Raw genomic sequence first — 15379 nt, forward strand, 5'->3', positions numbered from 1 at the left:
GCCCCTGCACCTTGTAGCCGCCAAACACGTTGACGGATTGTGGCGTGAGGCCCAGATGGCCGCAGACGGGGACGGCGCGCTCCGTGAGCATTTTCACCGTTTCGCAGAGCCAACTGCCGCCTTCTATTTTGACCATGTTGGCCCCAGCGCGCATCACCTCGGCCGCGCTTTGGCAGGCTTGCTCTGGCGTGGCGTAACTCATGAAAGGCAGGTCGGCCAACAGCAGGCTGGCTGGTGCCCCACGGCGTACCGCGCGGGTATGGTAAGCCACGTCGGCCACGGTTACCGGCAGCGTTGAGTCATGCCCTTGCAGCGTCATTCCCAGCGAGTCGCCGACCAGCAATACTTTAATACCTTGTTCTTCAAACAGCTGGGCAAAGCTGGCATCGTAGGCGGTAATAGTCGCAAACTTGCGCTGCTCCTGCTTCCACTGGCGTAAATGGCTCAGGGTGGTAGGTTTCATCACAACGTCTCCTGCAGTAACCGCGCGGCCTGGATTTGTAGCACGGTGGTAAAAAGTGCTGTCATTCTACTGTAACCCTTCAGGGGTGGGTAGCTCCGATGCTGATGGTTAAGATGTTCTTAAGAAGCTTATGATGTAATGGTCTGTCCAAAGGGAGAGCGCATGAGAATTCTGTTGATTGAAGACGACAAACTGATCGGTGATGGCATCAAGGCGGGCTTGACCAAGCTGGGGTTTAACCTCGACTGGTTCACCGATGGCATCATCGGAAAGAACGCTCTGGATAGCGCTCCTTATGATGCGGTGATCCTCGATCTCAGCTTGCCGGGGTTGGACGGGTTGGATTTGCTGCGCCAGTGGCGTCAGGCCGGACAGGATGTGCCGGTGCTGATCCTGACAGCGCGTGACGCACTGGAACAGCGTGTCAGCGGCTTGCAAAGCGGAGCCGACGATTACCTGTGCAAGCCTTTTGCCCTGACGGAGGTTGCCGCGCGTTTACAGGCGTTGATCCGTCGCCGCCATGGGCAACTGACGCCCCAACTGGTCCATGGCAACCTGGTGTTTGATGCCGCATCGCGCAGCGTGAGCTGCAACGGTGAACCCGTAACGCTGACCCCACGCGAACTGGCGGTGCTGGAATTGTTTCTGCACAACAAGGGGCGCGTGCTGGCACGGCCGCTGATCCAGGAAAAACTGTATAACTGGGATGATGACGTGAGCAGTAACGCGGTTGAAGTCCATATCCATCATCTGCGGCGCAAGCTGGGTAACGGCTTTATCCGCACCGTACATGGCGTGGGCTACACGCTGGGGGATGAGCCGTGAAGTCATTGAGTTTGCGGTTGCGGCTGATCCTGATCTTCAGCCTGCTGGCATTGCTGACCTGGTGCTCTGCCAGCGTGGTGGCGTGGATGATGACGCGCCACAATATCAACGAAGTGTTCGACACCCAACAGATGTTGTTTGCCAAACGGCTGGCGACTGCCGATCTGGGGGATTTACTGGCTAATCAGCAAGTGCGCAGTCTGCCGAAAACCAAGAAGATGCTGAACCACGGTAAACGCGGAGAGCAGGACGATGATGCGTTGGCGTTCGCCATCTTTTCCCACGATGGACGCATGCTGCTCAATGACGGTGAGAACGGTGAGGATTTTCAGTTTGACGGCGAGCGGCAAGGGTTTGTTGATGGTCTCCGTAAAGGAGATAGCGACAGCTGGCGATTGCTATGGCTCACCAGCCCGGATGGCCGTTACCGTATTGTGGTCGGCCAGGAATGGGATTATCGGCATGATATGGCGTTGGGGTTGGTGATGGGGCAGTTGCTGCCCTGGCTGGTGACGTTGCCGATCCTGATGTTGTTGATTGCCCTGATGGTAGGCCGCGAGCTAAGACCGCTGCGTGAGGTGGCCGCCAGCCTGCGTAAACGAGCCCCAGACGACGCTACGCCGCTGAATGTACACCAGGTACCTAGCGAGGTGCGTCCGCTGGTCGAGGCGCTCAATACGTTGTTTACGCGCATTAATAGCCTGCTGGTGCGTGAGCGTCGGTTTACTTCGGATGCTGCCCATGAGTTGCGTAGCCCGTTGGCCGCATTGAGGGTGCAGACTGAGGTGGTGCAACTGGCGGGAGACGATGTGCCCATGCGTGAACATGCGGTGAACAACCTGACGGTGGGTATCGATCGAGCCACGCGCCTGGTGGAGCAACTGCTCACCTTGTCCCGGCTGGACTCGTTCGCCGATTTGCAGGATCTGGCCTTGGTCGACTGGTGCCAATGGGTACCGATGACCCTGGCGGAGCTGGATCGACAGGCGCATACCTCCGGGATCACACTGCGTTACCAGCAGCAGGGCGAACCCCCTGCATTATCGGGCCAGCCGCTGCTGTTATCGCTGTTGGTACGCAATCTGGTGGACAATGCGGTACGTTACACTCCGGCCGGTGGCACGGTTACGGTCACGCTTAGCCAGCGGCAACTGACGGTGGAGGACGATGGTCCTGGCGTCACGGCTGAGCATCTGGAAAGACTGGGGGAGCGCTTTTATCGCCCACCGGGGCAAGAACAGACGGGAAGCGGGCTGGGCTTGTCTATTGTGCAGCGGATTGCCAGCCTGCATGGGCTACGTGTTAGCTTTGCCAATCGGCAGGAGGGTGGGTTTATCGCAACGATAACCTTGTCTGGGAGCGGTATTCAAGCCTTGGGCTGATGCCACAGCGTCATGCCGTTTTTTGGCACACGTTGCAGGCACTCTGCCAGCGTTTCACCATCTGGGAAGACCAGATCCGGAGCGATATCCGCCAGCGGGTAGAGCATAAATTCACGTTGTTTCAGGCCATAATGGGGCACCGTGAGACGATCGGTGTCGATCACCAGATCGCCGTACAGCATCATATCCAGATCCAGCGTGCGAGGGCCCCAGCGTTCATCTTTGCGCACTCGGCCCTGATTACGTTCTATCGCCTGGGTGTGATCGAGCAGTTGTTCCGGTGGCAACTGGGTATCCAGTGCCACCACCGCGTTGAGATAATCCGGCTGGTTCTGTGGCCCCAGCGGTTTGGTGCGGTACAGCGGCGAACAAGCGATCAGACGGGTGCGTGGAATATGCTCCAACGCCTCCAGCGCGGTATTCACCTGTTGCAAAGGTTGCGCCAGATTGCTACCCAGCGCGATATAAACGCGGATCATTATGCTCCTTCGTTATTTGGAGACCTGCGGCGTGGGCGGCGTTGACGAGCCCGACGCGGTGCCGGATCTTCGCCTAGCGTGCTCAACATGTTTTTCTGGCGGGCCGCGGTGGCCACCTGGAACTCATCCCACCATTCGGCAAGACGCAGCATCTCCGGGTTGTTTTCCACTTCGGCACGCAGTGCCAGCAAATCATACGCCGCACGGAATTTAGGGTGTTCCATCAGCTTGTGCGCACGCTTGCCCTGACGACGGGACAGGCGTAACTGCAGTTGCCAGATGTCACGTACCAGTGTAGTGATTCGTTTGGGGATTGCCAGTGAACGGCACTCTTCGTCCAGCACGTCGTTCATGGCCAGCGCAAAGGCGTCGTAATAGGCCAGGCCGCTTTCCTGCGCCAGTTTCTGTGCGTGCTCCAGCAGTGGGTACCACAGCATGGCGGCAAACAGGAACGCCGGGTTGACGCGCTTGTCGTTTTGCAGGCGGTGATCGGTATTTTTCAATACCTGCTCCAGAATGCGCTCCATCGGCGTGTCGTGATTCGGCGTGAAGTTGCGCGCGATCAATGGGAACAGCGGCTGGAACAGCTGATATTCACACAGCTTCAGGTAGGTCTGGTAACCGTAACCCGTTTGCAGCAGCTTCAGCGCTTCTTCAAACAGACGTGCAGGTGGGATTTCGTGCAGCAGCGAGGCCAGGCGTGGAATAGGCTCGGCGGTTTCTTCGCTGATGGTCATGTCCAACTTGGCGGCAAAGCGCACTGCGCGCAGCATACGCACCGGATCTTCACGGTAGCGGGTTTCCGGATCGCCGATCAGGCGGATCACGCCCTGTTGCAGATCGCGCATGCCACCGACGTAATCACGCAGGGCAAAGTCGGCTACGCCGTAATACAGGCTGTTGATGGTGAAATCGCGGCGCTGGGCATCGTCTTCGATGGTACCGAAGATGTTATCGCGCAGCAGCATGCCGTTCTGGGCCTGCTGGGAGGAGTTCTTGTCAGATTCCTGACTCTGTTCGTGGTGGCCACGGAAGGTGGCGACTTCGATGATTTCCGGCCCGAACATCACGTGCGCCAGCCTGAAACGGCGGCCGACCAGGCGGCAGTTGCGGAACAGTTTACGCACCTGCTCTGGGGTGGCGTTGGTAGTAATGTCGAAATCTTTCGGCTTTCTGCCGAGCAACAGATCGCGTACACCGCCGCCGACCAGATAGGCTTCGTAACCGGACTTATTCAGGCGATACAGCACTTTCAGCGCGTTTTCGCTGATATCTTTGCGCGAGATCGCATGTTGATCGCGGGGGATAACGGTCATTGAGCGCGTTCCCTCTGCGGCTACAAATGGCGGGCGTTTACGCGGCGCTGGACGGCGGGCAGGTGTCTCTCTGCCGCTCTCGGTTGAGCGCGGTGGCGTTGTTGCTAACGGTTCTGCAGGCGCGCTTTCTTCGCGGACTTGGTTTTTATCGCTGGCCGGCGCATCTTCGCGGGTCAACTTGTCATCGCGGATTAGTACCTTACGGCAGAAATTGGCTACTCGGGTAAAAATGGTACACCTCGATAGTGACGGATAAAAATGGCGCTAACAAAAAAATAGCGGCTAATCATAGCTTACCCCAGCTGTTTTGAGAATGCCGTTGTGTTTTCACACTGCGGGATCGCTTGCTGACGTGGCACATTTGCCAACCGCCAATGCTCAACCGCCCAGCTCAATAATAACGGCAGATCAAGATCTTGCCAGTTTTCCGGCAGCGGTTGGTGCAGAAACTTCAGGGCAGCAACCAGTACTGGCCGTGGATCGCCAGTGGGCAGCGCAGGGGCGTGATTTTGCTTTGACAGTTTAATGCCGTTGTTCCCCAGCGCCAGTGGCAAATGCACATAGGCGGGAACCGGTGCCTGTAGTTGCTGATACAGCGCAATCTGGCGCACTGTGGGTTCGATCAGGTCGGCACCGCGGACGATTTCGGTCACGCCTTGAAAATGATCGTCGATCACCACCGCCAGATTGTAGGCAAACAGGCCATCGCGGCGGCGGATGATGAAATCTTCCTGTGCCAGCGCTGGATCGGCCCGAAGCTCGCCCTGCAACCGATCGTGGAAGGCATATACCGGGTTTGATTGACGTAAGCGGATCGCGGCACCCTGCGGGCCAAGCCGTAACTGGCGGCAATGGCCATCATACAAACCGCCGATCTGCTGGATGCGGCTGCGGGTACAGGTGCAGTAATAGCTGAGATCCTGGCGTTTTAGCCAATCAAGGGTCGCACGGTAAGCTTCAGAGCGTTGGGATTGATAGATGACCTGGCCGTCCCAGTGGAGACCATAGTGTTCGAGTGCGGATAAGATACGCCCGGCAGCTCCGGCGACTTCGCGCGGAGGGTCGATATCTTCAATACGTACCAGCCATTGCCCGCGTTGAGCACGAGCCTGGAGGTAGCTTCCCAGAGCGGCAATCAGCGAACCGAAATGCAGATCCCCGGAAGGCGATGGGGCAAAGCGCCCCACATAGTGACTTGCTAGCATATCTGAAGGGATTACTTCCCTTAACTCTGTGCGGCGCGCGTTATTGGCACGCGCCGCAGGAGGTAACAACTGCTTAGCCGGCCATCTGCTTTTCGCGGATTTCGGCCAACGTCTTGCAGTCGATGCACAAATCGGCAGTCGGACGCGCTTCAAGACGACGAATGCCAATCTCCACGCCGCAAGACTCGCAGAAGCCGAAATCATCGTCTTCAACTTTCTTCAGCGTTTTCTCGATCTTTTTGATCAGTTTGCGCTCGCGGTCACGGTTACGCAGTTCGAGGCTGAACTCTTCTTCCTGAGTGGCACGGTCTGCCGGATCGGGGAAGTTAGCTGCCTCTTCTTGCATATGCGACACGGTACGATCGACTTCGTCCCTGAGTTGGTTGCGCCATGCTTCAAGGATGCGCCTGAAATGCGTCAACTGGGCGTCGTTCATGTACTCTTCGCCCGGTTTCTCTTGATACGGCTCCACCCCAGCGATGGCGAGAATGCTCAAGGACGAGGTTTTACGGGTTTGCCCTTCTTGCATATTGCTTCTCCTACATACACACGCACTATACCCTTTAATGCTAGTAGGGTATGTCGAATCCCCAATACGGGGGAAAAACAGGCCGCTATAAATAACAGAAGGGAAGAGGGATGGCAATTATTCCTGTCGCCTGCTTGACAATGGTGTGAAGGAAGGCGTATTTGGCAACGCAATATCCGGTTGTCGATTTATTTGTGCCCGGCACCGCTAGCCAATAAAAAACGGTAACTTAGCGCTTAGCGAGATACCGTCAGGTGATAATTTTGCCCCGTAACAAACAACTTCCACTCCCAACTGCTGAACCTGCGCTAGTAGCACCGCATAATGCTCATCTATATGATTTGCTGGGGTGACCCGATCGATGCCGCTGTGTAACACGGCAAAGAACAGCACCGCCCGCTGCCCTTGTTCAACCACGTTTTGCAACTCACGCAGATGCTTCTGCCCTCTCAGCGTTACGGCATCAGGGAAGTAGCCCTGTTGATGTTGCAATAGTGTGACTGACTTAACTTCAATATAGCAGTCAACCCGGTTTTCTGCCTGTAATAACAAATCGATACGGCTGTTTTCGCCGCCATATTTCACTTCGCCGGTGATTTTACTGTAACCGGATAATTCACTGATTATATTCTGCTCAATGGCTTCACGAACCAGAGTGTTGGCCCGTAGGGTGTTGACGCAGATCCAGTCGCCTGCCTGGGTATGCGTCAGCTCCCAACTGTGGGCATATTTGCGTTTGGCGTTATCCGAAGTAGAGTACCACACGGTATCCCCCGGCGTAGCACAGCCGGTCATGGCGCCGGTGTTGGCGCAGTGCAGGGTAAAGGTTTCGCCTTCAGGGGTGATCACATCGGCCAGAAAACGTTTGTAGCGCTTGATGAGCGTGGCCGGTTTTAGCGGTGGGTCAAAGATCATGATTTATCCTGTGGGCCGAGTGGCCACTGCTCTAATTCGTGATAGCGGGTGCGGCCCTGTTCAAACGACGATTGGTAGAGAGAGAAATGGCTGGCGTTGAACGGCCAACCCGGCGTGCCTGGAGGAATAGCGACCGGTTGGGTTGCTGCCCGCAATAACGTGATATGGGGATGAAATGGCAACGGGCTTTGATAACAGCCGCTGCGGGCCGCTTGCGAACGCAACAACTCCGCCAACTGCAACAGCGCGCGTGGGGGGCGTTTGCTGCCCAACCACACCACTCCGGGGCGCGGCCAGTGGCCAAGATCGTCCAGATTGAGGCTGAAACCCGCTTGTGCGATACGCCCTGCCTGCGTTTTTAGTGCCTGTTCTTTCTGTGCGCTGACCTCGCCGAGAAAGGCCAGCGTCAGATGCAGATTGGCGGCGGCTACCGGGCGGCCATCTTCGGGTTTAAATGCCTCGGCACGCCAGCGGATCACCTGCTGCTGCAAGGCATCGGGTAGCGACAAGGCAAAGAACAGGCGGCGCGAACTGGACATGGAACCCCGGAATATCAATGAAACACGGGGCGTAATGCTACAATGTGCGCCGTCCATTAACTACCCCAGGGAGAGTTTTGTGTCCTCATTGCCCGTCAGCGCGGTTCTTGATGAGCTGCTTGCCGCACTGCAATCTGCCCCGCAGGTGTTGTTGCATGCCCCCACCGGTGCCGGGAAATCCACCTGGCTGCCGTTGCAGATCCTGGCAAAAGCTGGGCTGCCGGGGCGTATCATCATGCTGGAGCCACGGCGGCTGGCGGCAAAAAACGTCGCGTATCGCTTGGCGCAACAGCTGGGTGAAGAACCGGGCCAGACCGTGGGCTATCGCATGCGTGCCGAGAGCAAAAGCGGGCCGCAGACGCGGCTGGAGGTGGTGACCGAAGGCATTCTCACCCGCATGTTGCAGCAGGACGCTGAACTGCAGGGCGTCTCGTTGATTATTCTTGATGAATTCCACGAGCGAAGTTTACAGGGCGATCTGGCTTTAGCCTTGCTGCTGGATGTGCAACAGGGCCTGCGTGACGATCTGAAACTGCTGATTATGTCGGCGACGCTGGATAATGCGCGCTTGTCACAACTGCTGCCGCAAGCGCCGGTGGTGGTGTCAGAAGGACGAAGCTACCCGGTTGAACGGCAGTACCAGCCATTACCTAGTCACCAGCGGTTGGAGGATGGCGTTGCCTCGGCGGTAAAGCGCCTATTGGCTGAGCAATCAGGTTCGCTGTTGTTATTTCTGCCTGGCGTGGCGGAGATTAACCGCGTGCAGGAACGGCTCATTGGCGAGGTGCCAGCGGATACCGATCTCTGTCCGCTGTATGGCGCATTGCCGCTGACACAGCAGCAAAAGGCGATCCAACCGGCGCAGCACGGGCGGCGTAAAGTGGTGTTGGCGACCAATATTGCCGAAACCAGCTTGACCATTGAAGGCATCCGCCTGGTCGTCGACAGCGGGCTGGAGCGAGTAGCGCGTTATGACGTCCGTAATGGCCTGACGCGATTGGTCACCCAGCGCATCAGCCAGGCTTCGATGATCCAGCGCGCCGGGCGTGCCGGGCGCTTGGAACCCGGAATTTGCTGGCATTTGTTTGCCAAAGAGCAGGCGGAGCGCGCTGCGGAACATGCGGAACCGGAGATCCTGCAAAGCGATCTGGCCAGCTTCTGGCTAGAGCTGCTGCAATGGGGCTGTGTGGATGTGGATCAACTTACCTGGCTCGATCGACCACCGTTGGCGGCATTAGCTGCTGCTCGCCGTTTATTACATACCCTGGCAGCTATCGATGACGGCGAGAAGCTCACAGCCATTGGTCGCCAAATGGCCGGGTTGGGGTGCGAACCCAGACTGGCGGCCATGCTGTGTGCCGGTGCCAAGATGGGAGCCGATGGAGTAGCCACGGCGGCGATGTTGGCTGCCCTGCTGGAGGAACCGCCACGCAGCGGGCAGATGGATATCGGCTATTGGCTGAGCCGCCCACAGCCGCATTGGCAGCGCCGGGCAAACCAATTAAGTAAGCGCTTACCGCAAAAAAGCGGACAGATTGACGTTGGTCTGGCCGCCCCTTTGCTGGCGCAGGCATTTGCCGATCGTATCGCCCAACGGCGTGGACAGGATGGCCGCTATCTGTTGGCCAATGGCCTGGGCGCGGCGATGGATCAGGACGAAGCGCTCTCCAGGGCTCCCTGGTTGATTATTCCCAGCCTGCTGCAAGGCCATAACAGCCCGGATGCCCGTATCCTGCTGGCGTTACCGATCGAAATTGATGCGCTGGTGGCTCGGTTGCCTGAGATTGTCAGCAGCCAGACCGCCGTCGAGTGGGATGAAGAAAAGGGCACCCTGCGGGCCTGGAAGCGCCAACAGATAGGCCGCTTAACGCTGCGGGCTCAACCGCTGGCCAAACCGGCGGAAGAGGAACTGCAACAGGCACTGATAAACTGGGTCCGCGCCCAGGGATTGGCCGTGCTTGATTGGGATACCGCTGCCGAACAGTTGCGCCTGCGTTTACACTGTGCCCAGCGTTGGTTGCCAGAGGCCGAGTGGCCGCCAGTGGATGACGAGACGTTGCTCGACTCTCTGGAAAGCTGGTTGCTGCCGTCATTGAGCGGCGTACGCGATCTGCGCGGATTAAAGCAGGTCAATATCGCTGAAGCCTTGGCCCGCCGGTTGAACTGGCAGCAAAAGCAACGGCTGGATAATGCCCTGCCAACTCATTATGCTGTGCCGACCGGCAGTCGTTTACCAATCCGCTACGATGCCGATAAACCGCCGGTATTGGCGGTGCGTTTACAGGAGATGTTTGGTGAACAGCATAGCCCAACGTTGGCTGAGGGTCGCATCCCGGTGGTGCTTGAGTTACTCTCTCCGGCGCATCGGCCATTGCAGATCACCGGCGATCTGGCCGCTTTCTGGCAAGGGGCGTACCGCGAGGTGCAAAAGGAAATGAAGGGGCGCTATCCCAAGCACGTATGGCCAGACGACCCGGCCAATACCGCCCCCACCCGGCGCACCAAGAAATACCAGTAACGAATTCAGATGTTTCTTCTGTTCAGCCAGATGGCTTAGGGACAGATTAAGCGACAAAATAACGGACCCGTCGTCTTTCAAGCTGCAGCGTTGTTACCTGCGCTATCACACCCCAGTCACTTACCCAAAAGTAAGCTCCTGGGGATGCGATAGCTTGTCGCCTGGCTACAGCTTGAAATCCATAGGGTATAGAGTGCTGCAAGCGTGGAGAAGAACCGCAATGGCTGGGGATGACCGCGAGCCCATCGGGCGCAAAGGCAAACAACCAAAACGTAATGTGCCGCGTAAACCGGCGCGTCGTCAGCGTGACGACGATTATGAAGAAGACGAGTATCAGGATGAGTATGACGATGATGAGTACGATGACGACGAAGAGGAACAACGCATGCCGCCCAAGGTAAAAGCGAAGTCGCCGCGTAAAAAGCGCCGTTGGCTCGGCCTGCTGATAAAACTGTTCCTGGTGATTGCGGTGCTGCTGGCGATCTACGGAGTTTATCTGGATTCCCAGATCCGTAGCCGCATCGATGGCAAAGTCTGGCAGCTACCGGCGGCGGTGTATGGCCGCATGGTCAACCTTGAGCCGGGTATGCCTTACAGCAAGAAAGAAATGGTTGCCCTGCTGGAAGGGATGCAATATCGCCAGGTCAGCCGCATGACCCGGCCTGGAGAGTTTACCGTGCAGGCCAACAGCATCGAGATGCTGCGCCGCCCGTTTGATTTCCCGGATGGCAAAGAAGGCCAGATCCACGCTCGCCTCGATTTCCAAAACAATGGCCTGGCGAAAATCGTCAACATGGAAAATCAGCGTAACTTTGGCTTCTTCCGCCTCGATCCGCGCCTGATCACCATGCTGCAATCGCCGAATGGCGAGCAACGCCTGTTTGTGCCGCGCTCTGGTTTCCCTGATCTGCTGGTCGACACGCTAATCGCTACCGAAGACCGCCATTTCTACGAGCATGATGGTATCAGCTTTTACTCCATTGGCCGTGCCGTGGTGGCCAACCTGACAGCCGGGCGTGCGGTGCAGGGTGGCAGTACCTTGACTCAGCAACTGGTAAAAAACCTGTTCCTGACCAACGAACGTTCGCTGTGGCGTAAGGTCAACGAAGCCTACATGGCTTTGCTGGTGGATTACCGTTATAGCAAAGACCGTATTCTGGAGCTTTATCTGAACGAGGTGTATCTCGGCCAGAGCGGTAGCGATCAGATCCGTGGCTTCCCGTTGGCCAGCCTGTACTACTTTGGTCGCCCGGTCGATGAACTGAGTCTGGATCAGCAGGCGCTGCTGGTGGGCATGGTGAAAGGGGCCTCGCTGTATAACCCTTGGCGTAACCCAACGCTGGCGCTGGAGCGTCGTAACCTGGTGCTCAAGCTGTTACAGAACCAGGGGGTGATCGACGCTGAGCTGTACAACATGCTGAGTGCTCGCCCGCTGGGTGTACAACCGAAAGGTGGGGTGATTTCACCGCAGCCTGCGTTTATGCAACTGGTGCGTCAGGAGTTGCAGGCCAAGCTGGGTGACAAGGTTAACGATCTTTCCGGGGTGAAGATCTTCACTACGCTGGATCCGGTTTCACAGGATGCGGCCGAGAAGGCGGTGGAAGACGGTATCCCGGCGCTGCGTGCTGCGCGTCACCTGAACGATCTGGAAGCGGCGATGGTGATTGTCGATCGCTTTACCGGAGAGGTTCGTGCCATGGTGGGCGGTGCCGATCCTCAGTTTGCCGGCTTTAACCGTGCGCTGCAGGCGCGCCGTCTGGTAGGGTCACTGGCCAAGCCACCAACCTATCTGACCGCGCTGTCGGAACCGGATAAGTATCGGCTCAATACCTGGCTGGCCGATCAGCCGCTGTCGATCAAACTGTCTAATGGCAGTTCGTGGCAGCCGAATAACTACGATCGTCAGTTCCGTGGCCGAGTGATGCTGGTGGATGCGTTGGCCAACTCGCTCAACGTGCCAACGGTCAACCTGGGGATGTCGGTGGGGCTGGATCAGATCAGCGCTACCCTGCAAAAACTGGGTATTCCTAAATCGGCGATTACTCCAATGCCTTCCATGTTGCTGGGGGCCATTGGCCTGACGCCGATGGAAGTGGCACAGGAATACCAGACCATCGCCAGCGGGGGTAACCGCGCGCCACTGTCTGCCGTGCGTTCGGTGATTGCGGAAGACGGTACAGTGTTGTATCAGAGCTTCCCGCAGGCGGAACGTATGGTGCCAGCACAGGCGGCTTACCTGACGCTGTACGCTATGCAGCAGGGTGTGGCACGCGGGACGTCCCGTTCGCTGTCGGTCAAGTTCCCTAATTACAACCTGGCCGCTAAAACCGGTACCACTAACGATCTGCGTGACAGCTGGTTTGCCGGTATCGACGGTAAGGAAGTGGCGATTGCCTGGGTAGGGCGTGACAATAACGGCCCGGCCAAGCTGACCGGTGCCAACGGCGCCTTGACGCTGTATCGACGCTATCTGGAAAACCAGACGCCGCTGGTGCTGAAGCTGCAACAACCGGAAGGCATTAGCCAAATGGGTATTGATTCTGCCGGTAACTTTATCTGTAGTGGCAGCAGTTGGCGCACCATCCCGGTTTGGACTGAAAACCCGCAGGGGCTATGCCAGGCAAGCCAGGCCGAGCAGCAACAAACTCAGCAGCAGCAAGCTGGCGAACAGAAAGATGCCGACGGCGTTGCTGGCTGGATAAAAGATATGTTTGGCAAATAAACCACAGCCGTTATGTTAAGCATATTTATCATTTAATTTTACCGCGTTATCAAGCCCGTAGCGTTCTGTTACGGGCTTTCCTTTTTTTGTTGTCGGTTTTATTTCCACTCTGTTAATACGGTTACCGCGCCAATCCCATAGCCTTTTTACGGCCGAAATACGCTTGCAGTTCCGTTAGCCTTCTGCATAAAATGCCGCGCTTATAATAATTATTATCGTTCACATTCGTTATCAAACTACATCAGAGAAACCAGACATGCCGACCAAGCGTCATCCCTCATCACCAGCCAGATCTGGCTTGTTTCCCGTAAGCGTTTTGGCTGCCACGATCGCGGCTACGCTAACCTTGCCTGCGGTTGCTGCTCAGACGACGGCTGCCGCAGATGCCGATACTATTACGGTGGTAGGGGGCGGCAACGGTGGTGCTTCACAGGAAAGCGCCTGGGGCCCAGTTGGCACCATCGTGGCGAAACGCAGCGCGACCGGCACCAAAACGGATACGCCGCTAGTGAAGACCCCTCAATCGGTATCGGTGGTCACGCGTGAACAAATGGACGTTATGCAGCCTTCCTCGGTGAAAGAAGCGTTAGGCTTCACCCCCGGTGTGATGGTGGGCAGCCGCGGCAGCTCCAACGTCTATGATGCGGTTTATATTCGTGGTTTTGGCTCGGTCAACCAGAATATCTATCTGGACGGATTGAAGCTGCAAGGCGACTATTTTAACGAAGCCGTAATCGATCCTTATTTCCTCGAGCGGGCCGAAGTGCTGCGCGGGCCTTCTTCCGTGCTTTACGGTAAAAGCAGCCCGGGTGGGATTATCTCGCTGATCAGCAAGCGCCCAACCACGGAACCGCTGAAAGAAATCCAATTTAAAATGGGTACAGATAACCTGTTCCAGACTGGCTTTGATTTCAGTAATGCATTGGATGATGACGGCAAGTATTCCTTCCGCCTGACCGGGTTGGCCAAAGACGCTGACGCTCAGCAGGAGATGGCCAAGGAAAAACGCTATACCATTGCGCCTTCATTCAGTTGGCAGCCCGATGAGCATACCAACCTGACGCTGTATTCTTACCTGCAAAACGATCCTAACCTCGGCTACTACGGCTGGTTGCCGATGCAGGGAACGGTGGTTAACGCGCCTTATGGCAAGCTGCCAACCAGCTTCAACGAAGGTGAAAAGAGTAACTTCTATTCGCGCCAGACGCGCATGTTTGGTTACAGCTTCTCCCATGATTTCGATGATACCTGGACCGTACGCCAGAACCTGCGTTATATGCAGTTGCATACCAACCAGAACAATATCTATGGCACCGGGGTCAATGCAGACAATACGACCCTCAACCGTAACTATATCGCTTCGGATGAGCGTCTGAATAACTTCAGCGTCGATACCCAGGGCCAGGCCAAGTTTGCTACTGGCCGCGTGGATCATACGTTGCTGGCTGGCGTAGATTTTATGCGCATGAGTAACGATATTCAGGGCGGCTGGGGTGTGGCGAGTCCACTGGATCTAGCCAACCCGCAGTTTGGAAATTATACCAAGGGAGCGTTAAACCCAACCAGTAAGGTCAATGGCCAACGGCAGGTGGGTATTTACCTGCAGGAACAGGCCGAGTGGAACCAGTGGATCCTGACAGCCGGTACGCGTTATGACTGGGCAAAAAGCACCGTTGAGGATCGCACTGAAGCGGCTACGATCCCCTACAGTGAGCAGAAAGACCACCAGTCTACCAATCGCATCGGTCTGAACTATCTGTTCGACAACGGCATCTCGCCATATGTCAGCTACGCACAATCCTTCGAGCCGAACGTGGGCGCAGGTTTTGACGGCAAGGCCTTTGTGCCTTCCAAAGGCGAACAGTATGAAGCTGGTGTGAAGTACATGCCAAAAGATCGCCCTGTCTCAGCCACCATTGCCCTCTATCAACTGACCAAGTCAAATAACCTGGTCACGGATGTTGAGCATGCCGATAAAGGTTGGTTCCAGCAGCAAACCGGGGAGATCCGCTCTCGCGGCGTAGAGTTGGAAGGCAAAGCGGCACTGACGGCTAACGTCAACCTGCTGGCGTCTTATACCTATACCGATGCTGAATACACTGCAGACACCACCAACAAAGGCAATACGCCGGCGATCATTCCTAAGCATATGGCCTCGCTGTGGGGAGATTATACCTTCCACGAAACGGCATTGAGTGGTCTGACGCTGGGCGCGGGTGTGCGTTATACCGGCTCGACCTATGGTGACGAAGCCAACACCTTCAAAGTGCCGGATTACACCGTGTGGAATACCGTGGTCAAGTATGATTTGGCGCGCTTCAACCTGCCAGGTTCTTCCGTAGCGCTTAACGTTAACAATCTGTTTGATAAAGAGTATGTCTCTAGCTGTTTCGCCACCTATGGCTGTTTCTGGGGTGCAGAACGTCAAGTGGTCGCCACGGCAACCTTCAGTTTCTAATCGGCTAATGGGGGCGGCCTTTGGTCGC

The 15379-nt window shown here is 56.6% G+C and carries 12 protein-coding genes; 5 read left to right on the forward strand and 7 right to left on the reverse strand.

What is annotated here, in order from left to right; all coding sequences use genetic code 11:
• The coding region (panB, locus tag JHD74_RS19385) for a 3-methyl-2-oxobutanoate hydroxymethyltransferase (protein ID WP_199063328.1) at nt 1-463 on the reverse strand (463 nt) is incomplete at its 3' end.
• Nucleotides 464-625: 162 nt separating this feature from the next.
• Here panB and qseB point away from each other — a divergent pair.
• Nucleotides 626-1288, forward strand: coding sequence for a quorum sensing response regulator transcription factor QseB (gene qseB / locus JHD74_RS19390; RefSeq protein WP_199063329.1), 663 nt, complete (start codon nt 626-628; stop codon nt 1286-1288).
• Entirely contained in the window at nt 1285-2670 is a 1386-nt protein-coding gene (gene qseC / locus JHD74_RS19395) for a quorum sensing histidine kinase QseC (protein ID WP_199063330.1), read from the forward strand. The genes qseB and qseC overlap by 4 nt, the downstream gene beginning before the upstream one ends.
• On the opposite strand, the gene folK is transcribed toward qseC, so the two are convergent.
• From folK to thpR, 6 genes are all read right to left on the reverse strand, one after another.
• Nucleotides 2655-3149, reverse strand: coding sequence for a 2-amino-4-hydroxy-6-hydroxymethyldihydropteridine diphosphokinase (gene folK / locus JHD74_RS19400; protein WP_024528318.1), 495 nt, complete (start codon nt 3147-3149; stop codon nt 2655-2657). The two genes, qseC and folK, sit on opposite strands and share 16 nt — an antisense overlap.
• A complete protein-coding gene (gene pcnB, locus JHD74_RS19405; protein ID WP_233169600.1) occupies nt 3149-4465 on the reverse strand; it encodes a polynucleotide adenylyltransferase PcnB in 1317 nt (438 codons plus the stop codon). Before pcnB ends, folK begins: the two co-directional genes overlap by 1 nt.
• A 293-nt stretch (nt 4466-4758) precedes the next feature.
• Nucleotides 4759-5670 carry a tRNA glutamyl-Q(34) synthetase GluQRS gene (gene gluQRS, locus JHD74_RS19410; protein ID WP_199063331.1) on the reverse strand — a complete coding sequence of 304 codons (912 nt, stop codon included), beginning with the start codon at nt 5668-5670 and terminating at the stop codon, nt 4759-4761.
• Nucleotides 5671-5743: 73 nt separating this feature from the next.
• The gene (gene dksA, locus JHD74_RS19415) at nt 5744-6199 is read right to left on the reverse strand and encodes an RNA polymerase-binding protein DksA (RefSeq protein WP_021179742.1); all 456 of its coding nucleotides are present in this window, start codon (nt 6197-6199) and stop codon (nt 5744-5746) included.
• Nucleotides 6200-6406: 207 nt separating this feature from the next.
• On the reverse strand, nt 6407-7114 hold the full coding sequence (sfsA, locus tag JHD74_RS19420) for a DNA/RNA nuclease SfsA (protein ID WP_021806247.1): 708 nt from the start codon (nt 7112-7114) through the stop codon (nt 6407-6409).
• Entirely contained in the window at nt 7111-7653 is a 543-nt protein-coding gene (thpR, locus tag JHD74_RS19425; protein WP_199063332.1) for an RNA 2',3'-cyclic phosphodiesterase, read from the reverse strand. The genes sfsA and thpR overlap by 4 nt, the downstream gene beginning before the upstream one ends.
• Before the next feature lie 34 nt (nt 7654-7687).
• Here thpR and hrpB point away from each other — a divergent pair, with 34 nt between their 5' ends.
• From hrpB to fhuA, 3 genes are all read left to right on the forward strand, one after another.
• Nucleotides 7688-10171 carry an ATP-dependent helicase HrpB gene (hrpB, locus tag JHD74_RS19430; protein ID WP_199063333.1) on the forward strand — a complete coding sequence of 828 codons (2484 nt, stop codon included), beginning with the start codon at nt 7688-7690 and terminating at the stop codon, nt 10169-10171.
• A gap of 220 nt (nt 10172-10391) precedes the next feature.
• Nucleotides 10392-12893 (forward strand): bifunctional glycosyl transferase/transpeptidase, encoded by a 2502-nt coding sequence (mrcB, locus tag JHD74_RS19435; protein WP_024528312.1) that lies wholly within the window; start codon nt 10392-10394, stop codon nt 12891-12893.
• A gap of 256 nt (nt 12894-13149) precedes the next feature.
• On the forward strand, nt 13150-15351 hold the full coding sequence (gene fhuA / locus JHD74_RS19440) for a ferrichrome porin FhuA (protein WP_024528311.1): 2202 nt from the start codon (nt 13150-13152) through the stop codon (nt 15349-15351).
• Nucleotides 15352-15379: the final 28 nt, after the last annotated feature.

The organism is Serratia sp. ASV30 (genome assembly GCF_016428815.1).
Lineage (GTDB): Bacteria > Pseudomonadota > Gammaproteobacteria > Enterobacterales > Enterobacteriaceae > Chania > Chania fonticola_C.